Origin of the sequence: Corynebacterium sputi DSM 45148 (assembly GCF_000427865.1) — a bacterium.
Classification (GTDB): Bacteria; Actinomycetota; Actinomycetes; order Mycobacteriales; family Mycobacteriaceae; genus Corynebacterium; species Corynebacterium sputi.
The window spans coordinates 1-14,812 of sequence record NZ_ATYV01000012.1 but is presented as its reverse complement, the minus strand read 5'-3'; the positions used below and the strand labels follow the sequence as shown (position 1 = coordinate 14,812).

Sequence of the window (14,812 nt, the reverse complement as noted above, 5' to 3'; positions counted from 1 at the left end):
ATGGTCGGTGTGAGAGATCTGAGACTCAATCAGCGTCCGCGACTGCGGAGAAGGACCTTAATCGGTGCCGTAGGCGCGACACTTGGGGCGTTGTCCCTGGCAGTGTCCGGATGTTCCACCCTGACTGCACCTCAGCCGGATCCGGTTATTGACCACATGCTGTCGCTGTCGCTGCGCGATGCGGACCTGTTGGAGGGGGCTCCTGCAGAGTCTCGTGCCACCCAATCCCAGTCGCTGGAGGAGGAAGTGGCGAGGGCCTGCGGCACCCACCGCGACGGCTCCGCACCGGAGGATTGCCTCGCGCTTCCCTCCCCTGCTGAGGACATTACCGTCGACGGCGACGTCCACCTGAGCCACCAAGCCCAGCTGCTTCTCAATTCACTGGACCCCTCCGATTCTATGTACGAAGCATTGGACAGCAGGGATGCGCTGCGTCAGGAATATCCCGCATTCCTCGCCTCCTCAGTCACCGGTGGAATCGTTCTGTCGGCCCGAGAGCTCGGCGTGAGCTGGACTGACTTGTCCCCGCAGTTCCCAGAGGGCACAGACCTCAATGGTTCGGACGCCGATCTCCTGGCTCAAGCGCTGGACTCTGAGTACGCGCTGATCTACGGCATGGGCGTGGCCGCTCCGCGAGTCTCCGCGGAATTGTCTGAGTCAACGGCAACGTCTGCTGACCGCCACCGCGCCGTTCGTGACGAGGTTGTCCGGATCCTTGGTGAATCCGGCGTCGATGTCCCCGTGCCCGCCCCCGGCTATTCAGCAACGGTCGACGGACACGAAGTCGATGAGGACCCCGCGGCGTATGCCACCGCGCTCGAGCGCTCCGTTGCCGGATCGTGGCGCACGGTCCTGCTGGAGGCTAGGTCCCCGCAGGTTCGCCAGTTCGCGTTGCAGGCGGCCGGCCTCAGTGAAGCCGGTGCCTCCATCTTCAGCGGCTCCCCCACGGCCGCGATGCCCGGCTTCGACGACGCGGTCACTCCCGCGCCGATCGAAGACGAGAACTAACTCCAGCGGCAGCTACCGCACGAGCTCCAAAGTGGTCGCTGCTGCCTCGTTGCAGGGCAGCACGCGGGTCTCTCCGGTGCGGCGGTCCCGCAGTTCGACGTTCCCTTCCTGGAACCCCCGGCCGAGCACCACCACGTACGGGACACCAAGGAGCTCGGAGTCCTTGAACTTCACGCCTGGGCTGACCTTCGGACGGTCATCGAAGAGCACCTCGACGCCCGCTGCGGAAATCTGCTCCGCCAACGCTGCCGCGGCTTCTCCTGCTTCCGCGTCCTTGTTCGCGATCACCACATGGACAGCAAACGGTGCAACTGCGAGCGGCCAGCTCAGACCACGTTCGTCGTGGTTCTGCTCAGCCAGGACGGCAACCAGTCGCGACACACCGATGCCGTAGGAGCCCATGGTGGGCCGGGACCGCTTGCCGTTGACGTCCAGAATGTCGACCTCGAAGGCATCTGTGTACTTTCGGCCGAGCTGGAAGATGTGACCGATCTCGATGCCGCGTTCCAGGGTCAGCGTGCCCTCCCCATCTGGAGCCGGATCGCCCTGGCGGACGTCCGAGGCCTCGATGGTGCCCTCCGGGGTGAAATCACGGCCGACAACCAGGTCCACGACATGGCGATTCGACTCGTCCGCACCGGTGATCCAGGCGGACCCTTCGACAATGCGCGGATCCACCAGGAATCGAACTTCGTTTTCGACCAGTGCCCGCGGTCCGATGTAGCCGCGGACGAGGAAGGGGTTCTTGGCAAAGTCGGCGTCGTCAAGCAAACGCACTTCAGCCGGCGCGAGTGACGCCTCGACACGCTTCATCTCGACCTCGCGGTCACCGGGCACACCCACGGCAAGGAGTTCTTCGTCCTTGCCAGGCTCGGTGACGGCAAGCATGACGCACTTCAACGTGTCAGCGGCAGTGATCTCGCCGCGACCGAGTTCAGCACTGTTGGCCCAATCGACCAGCGCCTCGATGGTCGTGGCATCCGGGGTCTCGTGGACGACAGCCTCCGGCTTGCCCTCGATGGATTCAGCAGCCGGAGCCGGGGTTGTCACAGCTTCTACGTTCGCGGTGTAACCCGAGGCCGTCGAGCGCACGAATGTGTCCTCACCGACCTCAGAGATCGCCAGGAACTCCTCAGAGGCGGAGCCACCCATCGCGCCGGAGACTGCGGAACAGACCGCGTAGTCGATGCCCAGACGGTCGAAAATCCGGCAGTACGCGCCACGGTGGGCTTGGTAGGAGTTGACCAGCCCTTCGTCGTCCATGTCGAAGGAGTACGAGTCCTTCATGATGAATTCACGGCCACGCAGCAGACCGGCACGCGGACGCGCCTCATCCCGGTACTTGGTCTGGATCTGATAAAGCTTCGCCGGGAAGTCCTTGTAGGACGAGTAGAGGTCCTTCACTGCAAGAGTGAACATCTCCTCGTGTGTGGGTCCAAGCAGGTAGTCGGCGCCCTTGCGGTCCTTCAGTCGGAACAGATCATCGCCATATTCGGTCCACCGGTTCGACTTCTCGTACGGCTCGCGCGGCAGCAGCGCCGGGAACTGGATCTCCTGTCCCCCAATGGCATTCATTTCCTCGCGGACGACGTTCTCAACGTTCCGCAGGACTTTCAGCCCGAGAGGCAGCCAAGAGTAGACGCCGGGAGCGGTTCGCCGGATGTAACCGGCTCGGACGAGGAGCTTGTGACTGGCTACCTCGGCATCAGCTGGGTCCTCGCGCAGGGTGCGCAGGAACAGCTGGGACATTCGCGTGATCATGTCGGAAATACTAGCCCCTCGGTACCCGTTAATTGCGTCGGGACCACCCTCGCTACCATGCAGTCCATGCTCATCCTCCTCCCTCCGTCTGAGACGAAGGCCCGTGGCGGCGACTGCGGGCCCCTCGATCTGGATTCCCTGTCGTTCGCCTCGCTTAATGAAACGCGAAAATCGCTGATCGATGATCTGCGCGAACTTAGTTCAGATGCCCCGGTGGCCTGCGATGTTCTGGGTTTGGGCCCGAAGTCAGCCGACGAGGTTGAACTGAACTCCGAGCTCCGCACCTCACCGACTACTCCGGCATTGGACCGGTACACCGGTGTACTCTTCGAGGCGTTGGACCCGGCGACACTCGATGCGGAGTCGCGGGGGCGATTGGCGGTGGGGTCCGCATTGTTCGGTGTCGTCGGCGGCGAGGATCTGATCCCCGCGTACCGTCTCTCGGGGACTGTAAAACTTCCGCTTCCCGACGGTTCCCTCCCCACAATGCGCAAACGCTGGGGCCGGACCATCACCGAGACTTTGTCAGGTCGCGATGACCTGATCGTGGATCTGAGGTCTGGCACCTATCAGAATTTGGGGAAAGTGCCCGGCGCGGTTACAGCGAAAGTGGTCACTCCGGAGGGGAAGGTTGTGTCCCACTTCAATAAGCATCACAAGGGCCTGTTGGCCCGAGCATTGGCGCAGTCTCCGGCGGAGTCAGTGGCGGAGGCTGTGAAGGTCGCTCAGTCCGCAGGGTTGACTGCTGCTGCGGACGGCGACGTCATCGTCATTACGACACCCGCGAATTAGAGCGCCGCGACGTCCCCAACGAGGATGACTGCCGGCGGCATCACGCCGTTGTCTCGGATCGTGTCGGCGAGGCCGCCGAGGGTGCACCGGTGAACCTTCTGGTTCGCGGTGGTGCCTTCCTGGATTACTGCCGCTGGTGTCGCGGAGGAGCGGCCACCCTTTAGCAGTGCTTCGGCGATGGCTGGGCCGTTTTTGACGCCCATGATTACCGCGAGGGTGCCGTTCATCTGGGCGAGAGCCTCCCAGTTGACCAAGGAAGTCGGGTGTCCCGGGGGAACGTGTCCGGAGACGACCGTAAAGTCATGCGTTACCCGCCGCTGCGTCACCGGGATTCCTGCCGCCGCCGGCACTGAGATCGCCGACGTAATGCCGGGAATGACCTTGACCTTGATCCCCGCATCGCGCAGCGCGAGAACCTCTTCGTATCCGCGGCCGAAGACGTACGGGTCGCCACCCTTGAGTCGGACGACGAACAGTCCCTGCTTTGCCTTCTCGATCAAGAGCTCATTGATGCGCTCCTGTGCCATTGCCCGTCCGTACGGAAGCTTCGCGGCGTCGATGATCTCGACGTCTGGATCAAGCTCTTCCAGTAGCGACAACGGCCCCAGGTGGTCGGTAAGAACCACATCGGCAAGGCGCAGCAGTCGACGTCCCTTGACCGTGATCAGATCCGGCTCTCCTGGGCCTCCGCCAATGAGGGCGACCGTTCCTGCCAGATCGCCGGCACGGGAGGCACGTCGGCCTTGCACCGGGCTGAGGTCTTGCTCCTCGCCGTCAGTGAGGTCTTCGACGAGGACGCCGTATTTGTCGGCGTGGACCACAACGTCGCGAAGCGCATTTGCGTCACAACACACGACCATTGCCTTTGCCCAGAGCATCGCGGGAGCGAAGGCCACTCGCTCGACGCGGATCTTGCCGTCTTCGGCCCAGTCGTCAATGTCAGCGCTAATTGTTCCCTCATGGCAAACAGTGATGTTCGCTCCCGCGGCGATCAATCTGGGGATCACCTGCTCAGCGACCGCCCCGGCACCGACGACCAACACGGAACGACCCTTCAGCAGCAGACTCATGCCCGTGAGCTTAGTCAGCGCGGCTGGGCCATGCTTGCTTCAGGTACCGCTTCGCGTGGTGCGGTTAGGAACACGCCTCCACGAACCTGGAAACAGACCCCGGCGAGCCTGCCGGGTGAACGTGAAGGTAGGAGGCGTGAACCCGACCGTCGGGCGAGGCAAAGCCCTCTGTCACAGGAGCACCTAGCCAGTCGCGCCATCCCCAAACCGGCACCCAGCCCGACTCCCGTGCCTGGCTGGTGTCCCCCACGAGTCCGGTCCGATGGAATTCATGACCTGTGACCCGGTGACCCGGCTGTGCGACGACACTGTCCCCCAACGCCGTTGCAGACCGGTACCCGAGAGTCAGCCTCCGATCCATGGTTGCCTCCGCAGGGATTACTCCACACATTCGGTGGCCATCTACGGAGTCCAGGAGCCACAGCAATCCGGCGCATTCGCCGTGCACCGCCAGTCCCCCATCGACGGCTTGCTTCAAGTCCCTCGACAAATCCTCTCGTGCAGCAAGTTCTGCAGCATGCTCCTCCGGAAATCCTCCCGGAATGATCAAGCCGTCGCTGTGGGGCAGGTCGTCGGAAAGCGGATCGAATACCTCCACCTGGGCGCCGGCGGCCTCCAACAATTCACGATGCTCTGCATAGGCGAAAGTGAAGGCGGGGCCTCCGGCGATGGCAATCTTCGTGCCCGGACAATTGGTCTTCCCGACCTCAGCCTCCGGATCCCATGGCACACCTGTCCAATTAAGGGACGCCAGGCGAACTAGCTCATCGAGGTTCACATGCTTCTCGACCAGATCAGCCATCGTCTGCACCACATCATGCGCGCGCTGCCCCGACTCCGCCGCGGTGATGAGCCCCAGGTGACGCGAGGGCACCTCAATGTCATCGACTCGTGGGATCGCTCCCAACACTGGAACTCCCACCGCTTCCACGGCCTGGGTCGCAATGTCCGCATGTCTCGGCGAGCCCACGTGATTGATAATCGCCCCGGCGATACGCACTCGGTCGTCGATTGTCGCGAAGCCGTGGACCAACGCCGCCGCCGACTGACTCATGTGCCGCGCATCGACGACAAGAATCACTGGCGCTCCCAGGAGCCTGGCGATCTCGGCGGTGGAGCCTTCAGCATCTAGAGGGTCGCCGCCGATACGGCCGTCATACAGCCCCATCACACCTTCGACGACAGCAATGTCCGTGCCAGCCGCACCATGCGCGTATAACGGCCCGATGCGATCCCGTCCACACATGACGGAATCAAGGTTCCTGCCAATCCGACCTGCCGCCAACGTGTGATAGCCAGGGTCGATGTAATCGGGGCCAACCTTGAACGGCGCGACCTCCATACGACGAGCCAATGCGGCCATGATTCCCGTCGCGATCGTCGTCTTTCCTGTCCCCGAGGCTGGAGCCGCAATGACTACAGCCGGCGCAGTAGTGGTTACCACTCGATGCCCTTCTGGCCCTTGCGCCCCTGATCCATCGGATGCTTCTCTTTCTCCATCACGGTGACCAGATCTGCGACCTCGATCAGTTTCGGGTCGGCATTGCGCCCGGTGATCACCACGTGCTGCTTACCCGGTCGGGTACGCAGCGTCTCGACGACATCATCCACATCCACCCATCCCCACTTAATCGGATAGGTGAATTCGTCGAGGATGTAGAAGTCGTGTTCCTCAGCCAGGATGCGTCGCTTGATCTCTGCCCAGCCCTCGGCCGCGTCGCGCTCGTGGTCCTCTTCAGAACCTCGCTTACGAGACCAGGACCAGCCCTCGCCCATCTTGTGCCACTGGATGGATCCGCCCTCGCCGGTTTCGTCGTGAAATTCCCCCAAGCGCTTGTAGACGGACTCCTCCCCGACCTTCCACTTCGCCGACTTCACGAACTGGAACACTCCGATGTCCATCCTCTGATTCCAGGCCCGCAACCCCATGCCGAATGCCGCGGTGGATTTTCCCTTGCCCGTACCGGTGTGCACCGCAGTAATCGGAAGCTGTCGACGCTGCCTCGTGGTGAGTCCGTCATCGGGGATGTTCTCCGGGGCGACTTGTCCTTGGGGCACGAAAAGGCTCCTTCTAGGTCGGTAGGCCTGAATTGTCTGGATCAGCCTAACCCGTACTGCGTCCACAACCCCGAACAGGTGAGTGATTTCCGGGCCAATACGATATCCCATATGTCGGTCACAGAAATACACTCTGATCGACTTTGATCCTTTGGGAGAGGACCCCAGAATGAAGAAGCTGTCACTGCTCGCGGCGCTCGCCGCGTCCGTGCTCACTCTTAGTGCATGCTCGGACGGCGGAACGGCACCAGCCGGCGCCGATGTCAACAACACCAACGACTCGAACACTGCCGAGGACGCTGCCCCCGAATTGCCGGGAATCGGTGAGAAGGCCGAGGGCGACGGCGTAGCGATGACCGTCGACTACGTGGAGCTCACCGACGACCTTGAACCTTTCATTCAGAGCGATTACACCGACCCCGAAGCAGTGCTGACTCCCCGGTCAGGTGCCACGTACGTTGTTGTAGGAGCCACGGTCGAGAACACCGGTGATGGCTCAATGAACCCAACGTGCGGCGGAGATCTTGGCGAGAACCTCTATGTTGGCGACCGCGCCTACACCGCTCAAAGCGACCAGGAATTTACCGTCAACTATCAAGGGTCGTGCCTGGTAGATCTGGGCCCCGGGCTGACCGAGACTGCCAAATACATCTTCGAGATACCTGAGAATGAGAAGCCGACCAAATTCGGTTTCTACCGGTACGACGGCACGGTCACCATAGAAGAACAACGCGAAACCCGTATCTCCCTCGCAGACTACGAGTCTAAGAGCGAGCGGCACTCGGACGGCCCGAACCCGTCCACTACAACAGAGGCAACGCAAACTACCGACGCTGCGACCACTGCTGCAGTAACCACGACGACTACTACCCAGCAACCTGCGGCATCGTCGCCCGCTTACGGCGCTTCCTGCTCCGCGGGCCAGGCAGGCATGCCCGCGACCGGGCCGGACGGCTCCAACCTCGTCTGCACGGGAATGGGCGCGTCCGGATTCTCATGGGTCTACGGCCCTGCACCCCGCGGGGCAGGCACCGCAGAATTGGGAGGTTCGTGCACAGAAGGTGAGCAGGGCGGACAGGACGCGCAGGGACGGCTACTCCTGTGCTCCAACGGTCAGTGGTACTCCGGCCCGTAATCTGTCGGTATGTCTGAAAGCCCCGCCGTTACCGTCATGTCCGCCCGCCTCACTGATCTGCGGGCAATCGACGTGCACCGCATCTACAAGCTGCGTGTCGACGTCTTCGTCCACGAACAGCGCCAACCCTTCGCCGAAATCGACGACACCGACGCAGAACCCACCACACTGCATCTGGTGGCGTACGGGGATGAGTCGGACGAGCCACTTGGGGTTGCCCGGGTGTTCCCGGATGCTGATGAACAAGGCGCACTTCGCATTGGCCGAGTGTGCGTTGCTGCAGATGAGCGCGGCAAAGGCATCGCCAGCGTCCTGATGGAGGAAGCGCTGGATCAATCAGGTGGCGTATTCGTCCTGGATGCCCAGGAGTACCTCGAGAAGTGGTATTCCTCGTTTGGGTTCGAGCGCAATGGAGAAAATTTCCTGGACGAGGGAATCCCTCACGTTCCCATGCGCAGGGCCTAAATTCCGGCGCGTACGACCCCGGCGACTGAATCAGCGTCGAGTGAGCCGAGGGACACCAAAGTCCCGCCCAAGCTGGTCGCCAGTTCCCCGGCGAGACCAAGCTTTACGCGTCCGCTCTCACAGTCGATGACGATCGAGCCTGCAAGCTTCTTCCGGCGGATCGAGTCGGCCACGGTGCGTGCGCGAAGGCGGCCATTTTTGCCGGTCGCCCGTCCATCGGACAGCACCACCAGCATGGCCCGGCGCTCCGGCTCGCGCCTGCTCTCCCTCGCCAGAATCTCCTCCACCGACGCCAGCCCTTCGGCCAATGGCGTTCGACCTCCGGTGGTGAGGTTCTCCAGTCTTTTCACCGCGATATCGACAGACTTCGTTGGGGGCAGCACAATGTCCGCTTCCGCGCCGCGGAAGGCAACGACGGCGACTTTGTCGCGCTTTTGATACGCGTCGCGAAGCAACGATGTGACCGCACCGGTTACCGCAGAGAGGCGGTCCCTGGCTGCCATCGAACCGGAAGCGTCCACCAAGAACACCACCAGATTCGACTCAGTTCCTCGCTTTTCCGCTCCGCGCAGGTCGGTCGACAAAAGGGGGACTCGGCCCGTCTGCACCTGGGCGCCACGCTCTGCGGCAGCAACGATAGTGCCCGGAATGTGAACCCCGGAGGCTCCACGCTTCGCCCGAACGGTCGATCCGCGAGAACCCGTCGATGCCGAACGACGCCCCGAAGTACCCGAGCCCGCTCCTTCAAGCTTCAACTCACGAACGGAGAAAGGGTGCGCCCTGTGCGGCGCGACCTCCTGCCTGGGTCGGAGCCTGCTCGTCACTCGAGGTGTCCTTCTCGGCTTCAGTGCCGTCGGGAGTCTGCTGCTGCTCGGTTTGTTCCGGATCAGCAGAGTCGTCATACTCCGGCTCCTCCGGATCCTCCGGCTGCTCGTCGGGGAAGTCGTTGCGGGCGTGGTCCAGGGCGTCGTCAAGCTGATCTTCGTTGATACCTGGCTCGTCGAACGGGTCGCGGCGCCGGCGGTGCGGCAAGGCAAACAAGGCCGCGATTCGGATGTCCTCATCGGTGATCCGCAGATCACCGCCATCAGCGGCGATGCGCCACGCTGCATGGGCGCGGGCTGTACGAGCAATCACCAAATCCGCTCGCATGCCATCAACATCGAAATCAGAGCACAGCGTCGCGATGCGCCCAAGAGTCGTGTCGTCAAGTTCAATCTGGCCGAGCAGCTCCATCGCGCGGCCGAGTCGCTCCCCCAGTTCCGACTCATCATCCGCGAAATTACTCACAAACCCAACAGGATCATCCTCATAGCTCAGCCGGCTGCGGAGGATCTGTGCACGCACTGACGGCTCCCGTGAGGCAACGACATCTACCGCCAGACCAAACCGGTCCAGCAGCTGCGGGCGCAACTCGCCTTCCTCCGGATTCATCGTGCCGACCAATACAAATGAGGTGTCTTGTACCTGCGACACTCCGTCGCGTTCGATGGTGATGCGTCCGGTGGAGGCGGCGTCGAGAAGCACATCGACAAGGTGGTCCGGAAGGAGATTCACCTCGTCGACATACAGGAGCCCACCGTCAGCCTCAGAAAGCAGACCCTTCTGGACCGTTGCGTGACCGGTGGTCAGCACGGTCTCAATATCGATGCTTCCGACAACTCGGTCCTCCGTCGCCCCCAGCGGCAGATTCACCAAACGCCCCGACAGATGCGGGGCGAGGGCCCGGACGGTGGTGGTCTTCGCCGTGCCCTTCTCACCACGGACGATCACACCGCCAATACCCGGCGAAATCGCAGTGAGCAACAGGGCCAGCCGCAGGTCGTCCTGGCCAACGATGGCGGTGAACGGGTACCCCGGAACGGTCGAAGCAGTCATGAACCCATGTTTACAGCAGAAGACCCGGACCCCTTGAACAGGGTCCGGGTCTTCAGGCCAGAATCGGCAAGAGGAACTAACGCTCCAGCTTCAGCACGGACTGGGACTCGTCCCAGACCTGCTCCAGCAGTCCCTTGTCATCAGAGACCTTGCGGCCGTAGGACGGGATGAGCTCCTTGAGCTTCGAGGTCCAGGAATCAGCCTGTGCCGGGAAGCAACGCTCCAGCAGATCAATCATGACTGCCGGTGCAATGGATGCGCCCGGGGAGGCGCCCATGAGGCCTGCGATGGAACCGTCCGCGGAGTTAACCACAGCGGTACCGAACTCAAGAGAACCGAACTTAGGGGCCTTCGCCGGGGCGATGACCTGCACGCGCTGACCTGCGTGGACGATCTCCCAGTCCTCGTTGCGGGCAGACGGCACGTACTCGCGGAGGGAGTTCATGCGTGCGTCGAAGTTCTTGACGACCTCAGTGATGAGGTACTTGGTCAGACCGAACTCCTGAAGTCCAACGCCAACCATCGACGGGACGTTGTTCGGGCGCAGCGACTTGACCAGGTCCAGGTAGGAACCGGACTTGAGGAACTTCGGGGTCCAGCCGGCGTACGGGCCGAACATGAGGCCCTTCTTGCCGTCGATGATGCGGGTGTCCAGGTGCGGCACGGACATCGGCGGTGCGCCAACGGAAGCCTTGCCGTAGACCTTCGCAGCGTGCTGCTCGATGAGCTCTTCATTGGTGCAGCGCAGCCACTGGCCGGAGACGGGGAATCCACCGTAGCCCTTGATCTCCGGGATTCCGGCCTTCTGCAGCAGCGGCAGTGCGTTTCCGCCGGCACCGACGAAAACGAAGTTCGCGCGGACGGTGCGCAGGTCACCGGTGTGCACGTTCTTGACGGTGATGACCCACTTGCCACCCTCGCGTTTGATGGTCTTGACCTCGTGGCCGTAGCGCAGCTCCGTGCCATGCTCGGCGAGAGCCTTCAGGTACTGCTTGGTCAGCGCACCGAAGTTGACGTCAGTTCCGTTGGGGTTACGGATCGCGGAGACCGGGGTGGAGAAGTCGCGACCCTCAGCCATCAGCGGGAGGAGCTCCGAGAAACGGTCGTTGTCCTCGATCATTTCCTGACCGAAGAACAGCGGCTCGTTCTGCAGAACCTCGTAGCGACGACGCATGTACGCCATCTGATCCTCGCCCTGGGCAAAGGTGGTGTGGTCGACGGCGTTGATGAACTCGGACGGATCGCCGAGGGTGCCGTTGCCAACAAGGGAGGTCCAGAGCTGGCGAGAGACCTGGAACTGCTCGTTGATCTTGACGGCCTTTTCGGCGGTGACCTTGCCGTTCACCTCAGGGGTGTAGTTCAGCTCGCACAATGCGGCGTGGCCGGTTCCGGCGTTGTTCCACGGGGAGGAGGATTCTTCGGCGGGAGCGTCCAGGCGCTCGAACAGGATCTGGGTCCAGGTCGGCTCGAGTTCCTTCAGGAGAATTCCGAGGGTTGCACTCATGACGCCGCCGCCGATCAGCGCAACGTCCACCTCGTCTCCGACCTTGGCAGAATTCTTGTTCTCAGACACGGCAGTAGCCATCCTTAGATGAGTTTGGAAACCGGGCCGGCGACCGAACGTCGCCCCGGACTATTTCACGGTTACCCAACTATTCTGACATAGGCCCCACTCAGTTTCCGCAATGAGCTTCGCTTCCGGCCTCACTACAGCGGATAGACCGGTAGCCTCAGAGCCGTGACATCTGACTATTTCTCGGTTCCCACTCCCGGCACGGATCTGCGTTGGGAGGAGGACATCCTCGGGCCTGATTTCCAGGCCGCGACGATGCCGCTGGGCGACGACCCGGATCGCGAGACCGACATCTTCGCGACCTTAATCCGCTACCTCCCCTATTCATCTGCCGATGAGGCCGCCGCGGATGGTTTCTTCTCTCGCCCGGCGCTGCTGTTCGTGCACGGCATGTCTGACTATTTCTTCCAGGTTCACGTTGCAGAGCGTTTCCACGCTGAGGGTTACGCGGTGTACGCGCTCGACCTCCGCAAGTGCGGACGGTCGCATCGTCCGGGCCAAGTCCGGCACCACATCACCGATCTTTCGCTTTACGACGTCGAGCTCAACGCCTCACTCGACGCCATCTCCGAGGCTGGCCACCATGGCATCGTGCCTGTTGGACACTCGACCGGCGGCCTGCTGGTGGTGTTGTGGCTGGACCGTTTGCGAACCACTGATCCGGAACGACATGCCAAGGTAACCGCAGCAATGCTGAATAGTCCCTGGTTGGAGCTCCCATTTAAGGGAATATCGTTAGCCATCAATAAGTTCGCTATTCCGCTGATTGCCCGGGTGGCACCAGACACCTGGACACCGCCGACAAGCCTCGGTGGCTACGGGCTCTCCATCCACAAGGATGAGCACGGCGAGTGGGACTTTGACCTGAACTTCAAACCGCTTTCCGGGGTCGAGAAGAAGTTCTCGTGGGTCAATGCGGTGATCGAGGGGCAAAAGAAGGTGCACGGTGGGATCGACACTGGTGTACCGACGTTGTCCATGTACTCCGACGCCTCCTCCGTCAGCCAACCTTATGGACCAGAGACAGACAGTTCCGATGCGGTTCTTTACACCGATGCCATCGCTAAGTACTCCGCTCGCCTGGGCTCCACGGTGGTACAGCGGGAGATCCCCTCAGCCCGACACGATGTCTACCTATCAGTAAAGCCAGTGCGCGACAGTGCATTCGATATATCTGTAGACTTTCTCGGTCAGTACGTTAACTAGCAGCACACCTCCACAGGAGAACATCACAATGTCCGACCAGGTTGAGACCGACACGATTGACGCTCACTACGACGTCATCATCATCGGCGCCGGTTCCGGCAACTCCATCCCTTCCCCTGCCTACGACGATCTCTCCATCGCAATCGTCGAGTCTGGCCGTTTCGGTGGCACCTGCATGAACGTCGGATGCATCCCGACGAAGATGTTTGTCCTCGCCGCCGACGCCGCACAGAATGCCCGGGAAGCATCCCGGCTGGGCGTTCACGCAACCGTCGATTCGATTGATTGGAAGCAGATCCAGGATAGGGTCTTTACCCAGCGTGTCGACGCCATCGCCGACGGCGGCGAAGCCTACCGACGCGGCGATGAGACCCCGAACATCACCGTCTACGACCAGCACGGTTCATTTGTCGGTCCTCGCACCATCCGCACCGGGCAGGGTTCCGCGGAGAAGGTCATCTCGGGCGACCAGGTGATCATTGCGGCCGGCGCTCGCCCCGTGGTCCCCGACGTGGTCAAGGAGTCCGGCGTTCGTTACCGCACGAACGAGGACATCATGCGGCTGCAGGAACTGCCGAAGGAACTGATTGTCCTCGGAGCCGGATTCATTGCGTGCGAGTTTGCGCACGTCTTCTCCGGACTCGGCACCAAGGTCCACCTGGTCAACCGGTCCTCGAGGCTCCTTCGCAAGCATGACGCGGACATCTCCTCTCGTTTCACCGAGGTCGCATCGACCAACTGGGATGTCCACCCCGAGACTCTCGTCGAGTCTCTTGAGGAGAAATCAGATGGACGGATCATCGCGAAGCTCTCCGACGGGACAACCATCGAGGGCGACGAACTTCTCGTCGCCACTGGTCGCACCCCCAATGGGGACCAGATGAATGTCGCATCCACTGGTGTTGCACTGCTTCCCGACGGCCGCATCGACGTCGACACCCACGGCTTCACCGGCGCAGAAGGTGTCTGGGCCCTGGGCGATGTCTCCTCCCCTCACCAGCTCAAGCACGTCGCGAACCACGAGGCGAAGGTCGTGTTCCATAACGTCCTCGCTACCGTCAACGGCGACAATGAACTTCGGAGCATTAATCATGACTTCGTTCCCGCCGCCGTTTTCTCTCACCCTCAGGTGGGCGCAGTGGGAATGACCGAAGATGAGGCCCGAGACTGGGCCGCGTCGAACGGAACCGAGATCACCATCAAGGTCCAGAATTACGGCGACGTCGCCTACGGCTGGGCTCTTGAAGACAAGCACGGGATCTGCAAACTCATCGCTGACAAGCAGACCGGACAGCTCCTCGGAGCTCACTTCCTCGGCGAGCAGGCCGCTACCTTGGTCCATCAGTGCATCCAAATGATGGCGTTTGGTATCGACTGCCGTGACGCCGCGGCCAACCAGTATTGGATCCACCCGGCACTGCCGGAGGTTCTGGAAAACGCTCTCTTGGGCCTGGAGTTCTAGAGCACCTCTCGTCTCTGGGCATGGCTGACCGCCCGGGCATATGACCGGCTTCAAGCTCCTTCGTTTTCGCCGGGGTCAGGCGGACCTGCGGACTTGCCCGGAGGCAGTGCCTTGCAGTCCTGCTGTGGTGGCTCCTCCCATGGCGGCAGTCCCTCCTCCTTCGGCGGGTCCGCCCCGCCCATGCGCTGTTCGTTGTAGTCACGCACCCGAGCAGATCGACGACGAAGCCGCGCCGACACACTCACCCGACCCGGACCATTGGCAGGTCCGGCCGGATATGTCGTCGCCGAGGTTCCATCAGCGCCAGAGGACCACACGGTGCGGCCATCGGAATACCGGATGACATCGAAGAGCTTGTCGGTCTTGAGGTTGTGGTGCCGCTGGCACAAGGCCTGCAGATTCTC

Annotated in this window: 13 protein-coding genes and 1 pseudogene; 6 read left to right on the top strand and 8 right to left on the bottom strand. The window is 62.0% G+C overall.

All coding sequences use genetic code 11. The features are described from left to right. Positions 1–9 precede the first annotated feature (9 nt). Positions 10–1,008, top strand: coding sequence for a DUF4439 domain-containing protein (locus YWU_RS15790; RefSeq protein WP_169718892.1), 999 nt, complete (start codon positions 10–12; stop codon positions 1,006–1,008). Between the two features lie 12 nt (positions 1,009–1,020). Here the strand turns inward: YWU_RS15790 and YWU_RS0107570 are convergent, their stop codons facing one another. Continuing rightward, the gene (locus YWU_RS0107570) at positions 1,021–2,769 is read right to left on the bottom strand and encodes a proline--tRNA ligase (protein ID WP_027020001.1); all 1,749 of its coding nucleotides are present in this window, start codon (positions 2,767–2,769) and stop codon (positions 1,021–1,023) included. 66 nt (positions 2,770–2,835) lie between these two features. Between YWU_RS0107570 and YWU_RS0107565 the strand changes: the two genes are divergently transcribed. Continuing rightward, positions 2,836–3,561: a YaaA family protein gene (locus YWU_RS0107565; protein WP_027020000.1), complete on the top strand. Its 726-nt coding sequence runs from the start codon at positions 2,836–2,838 to the stop codon at positions 3,559–3,561. On the opposite strand, the gene cobA is transcribed toward YWU_RS0107565, so the two are convergent. From cobA to cobO, 3 genes are all read right to left on the bottom strand, one after another. Beyond that, positions 3,558–4,631, bottom strand: a complete 1,074-nt coding sequence (cobA, locus tag YWU_RS0107560) for a uroporphyrinogen-III C-methyltransferase (RefSeq protein ID WP_027019999.1) — start codon at positions 4,629–4,631, stop codon at positions 3,558–3,560. The two genes, YWU_RS0107565 and cobA, sit on opposite strands and share 4 nt — an antisense overlap. A gap of 64 nt (positions 4,632–4,695) precedes the next feature. Continuing rightward, positions 4,696–6,075, bottom strand: coding sequence for a cobyrinic acid a,c-diamide synthase CobB (locus tag YWU_RS0107555; RefSeq protein ID WP_027019998.1), 1,380 nt, complete (start codon positions 6,073–6,075; stop codon positions 4,696–4,698). Further along, positions 6,069–6,689, bottom strand: coding sequence for a cob(I)yrinic acid a,c-diamide adenosyltransferase (cobO, locus tag YWU_RS0107550; RefSeq protein ID WP_027019997.1), 621 nt, complete (start codon positions 6,687–6,689; stop codon positions 6,069–6,071). Before cobO ends, YWU_RS0107555 begins: the two co-directional genes overlap by 7 nt. A 169-nt stretch (positions 6,690–6,858) precedes the next feature. Between cobO and YWU_RS17550 the strand changes: the two genes are divergently transcribed. Both YWU_RS17550 and YWU_RS0107540 read left to right on the top strand, forming a co-directional pair. Then, positions 6,859–7,824 carry a DUF4352 domain-containing protein gene (locus YWU_RS17550; protein WP_051260161.1) on the top strand — a complete coding sequence of 322 codons (966 nt, stop codon included), beginning with the start codon at positions 6,859–6,861 and terminating at the stop codon, positions 7,822–7,824. 9 nt (positions 7,825–7,833) lie between these two features. Beyond that, positions 7,834–8,289 carry a GNAT family N-acetyltransferase gene (locus YWU_RS0107540; protein WP_027019996.1) on the top strand — a complete coding sequence of 152 codons (456 nt, stop codon included), beginning with the start codon at positions 7,834–7,836 and terminating at the stop codon, positions 8,287–8,289. On the opposite strand, the gene YWU_RS0107535 is transcribed toward YWU_RS0107540, so the two are convergent. From YWU_RS0107535 to mqo, 3 genes are all read right to left on the bottom strand, one after another. Then, positions 8,286–9,044 carry a vWA domain-containing protein gene (locus tag YWU_RS0107535; RefSeq protein ID WP_027019995.1) on the bottom strand — a complete coding sequence of 253 codons (759 nt, stop codon included), beginning with the start codon at positions 9,042–9,044 and terminating at the stop codon, positions 8,286–8,288. The two genes, YWU_RS0107540 and YWU_RS0107535, sit on opposite strands and share 4 nt — an antisense overlap. Before the next feature lies 1 nt (position 9,045). Continuing rightward, positions 9,046–10,167, bottom strand: coding sequence for a magnesium chelatase ATPase subunit I (locus tag YWU_RS0107530; protein WP_027019994.1), 1,122 nt, complete (start codon positions 10,165–10,167; stop codon positions 9,046–9,048). Positions 10,168–10,243: 76 nt separating this feature from the next. Next, a complete protein-coding gene (gene mqo, locus YWU_RS0107525; protein ID WP_027019993.1) occupies positions 10,244–11,740 on the bottom strand; it encodes a malate dehydrogenase (quinone) in 1,497 nt (498 codons plus the stop codon). 165 nt (positions 11,741–11,905) lie between these two features. Between mqo and YWU_RS0107520 the strand changes: the two genes are divergently transcribed. Then, positions 11,906–12,946, top strand: a complete 1,041-nt coding sequence (locus YWU_RS0107520) for an alpha/beta hydrolase (RefSeq protein WP_034647458.1) — start codon at positions 11,906–11,908, stop codon at positions 12,944–12,946. 28 nt (positions 12,947–12,974) lie between these two features. Next, the gene (gene mtr, locus YWU_RS0107515; protein ID WP_027019991.1) at positions 12,975–14,408 is read left to right on the top strand and encodes a mycothione reductase; all 1,434 of its coding nucleotides are present in this window, start codon (positions 12,975–12,977) and stop codon (positions 14,406–14,408) included. A gap of 50 nt (positions 14,409–14,458) precedes the next feature. Here the strand turns inward: mtr and YWU_RS18345 are convergent. Next, a pseudogene (locus YWU_RS18345) lies at positions 14,459–14,812 on the bottom strand (hypothetical protein); the annotation flags it as partial.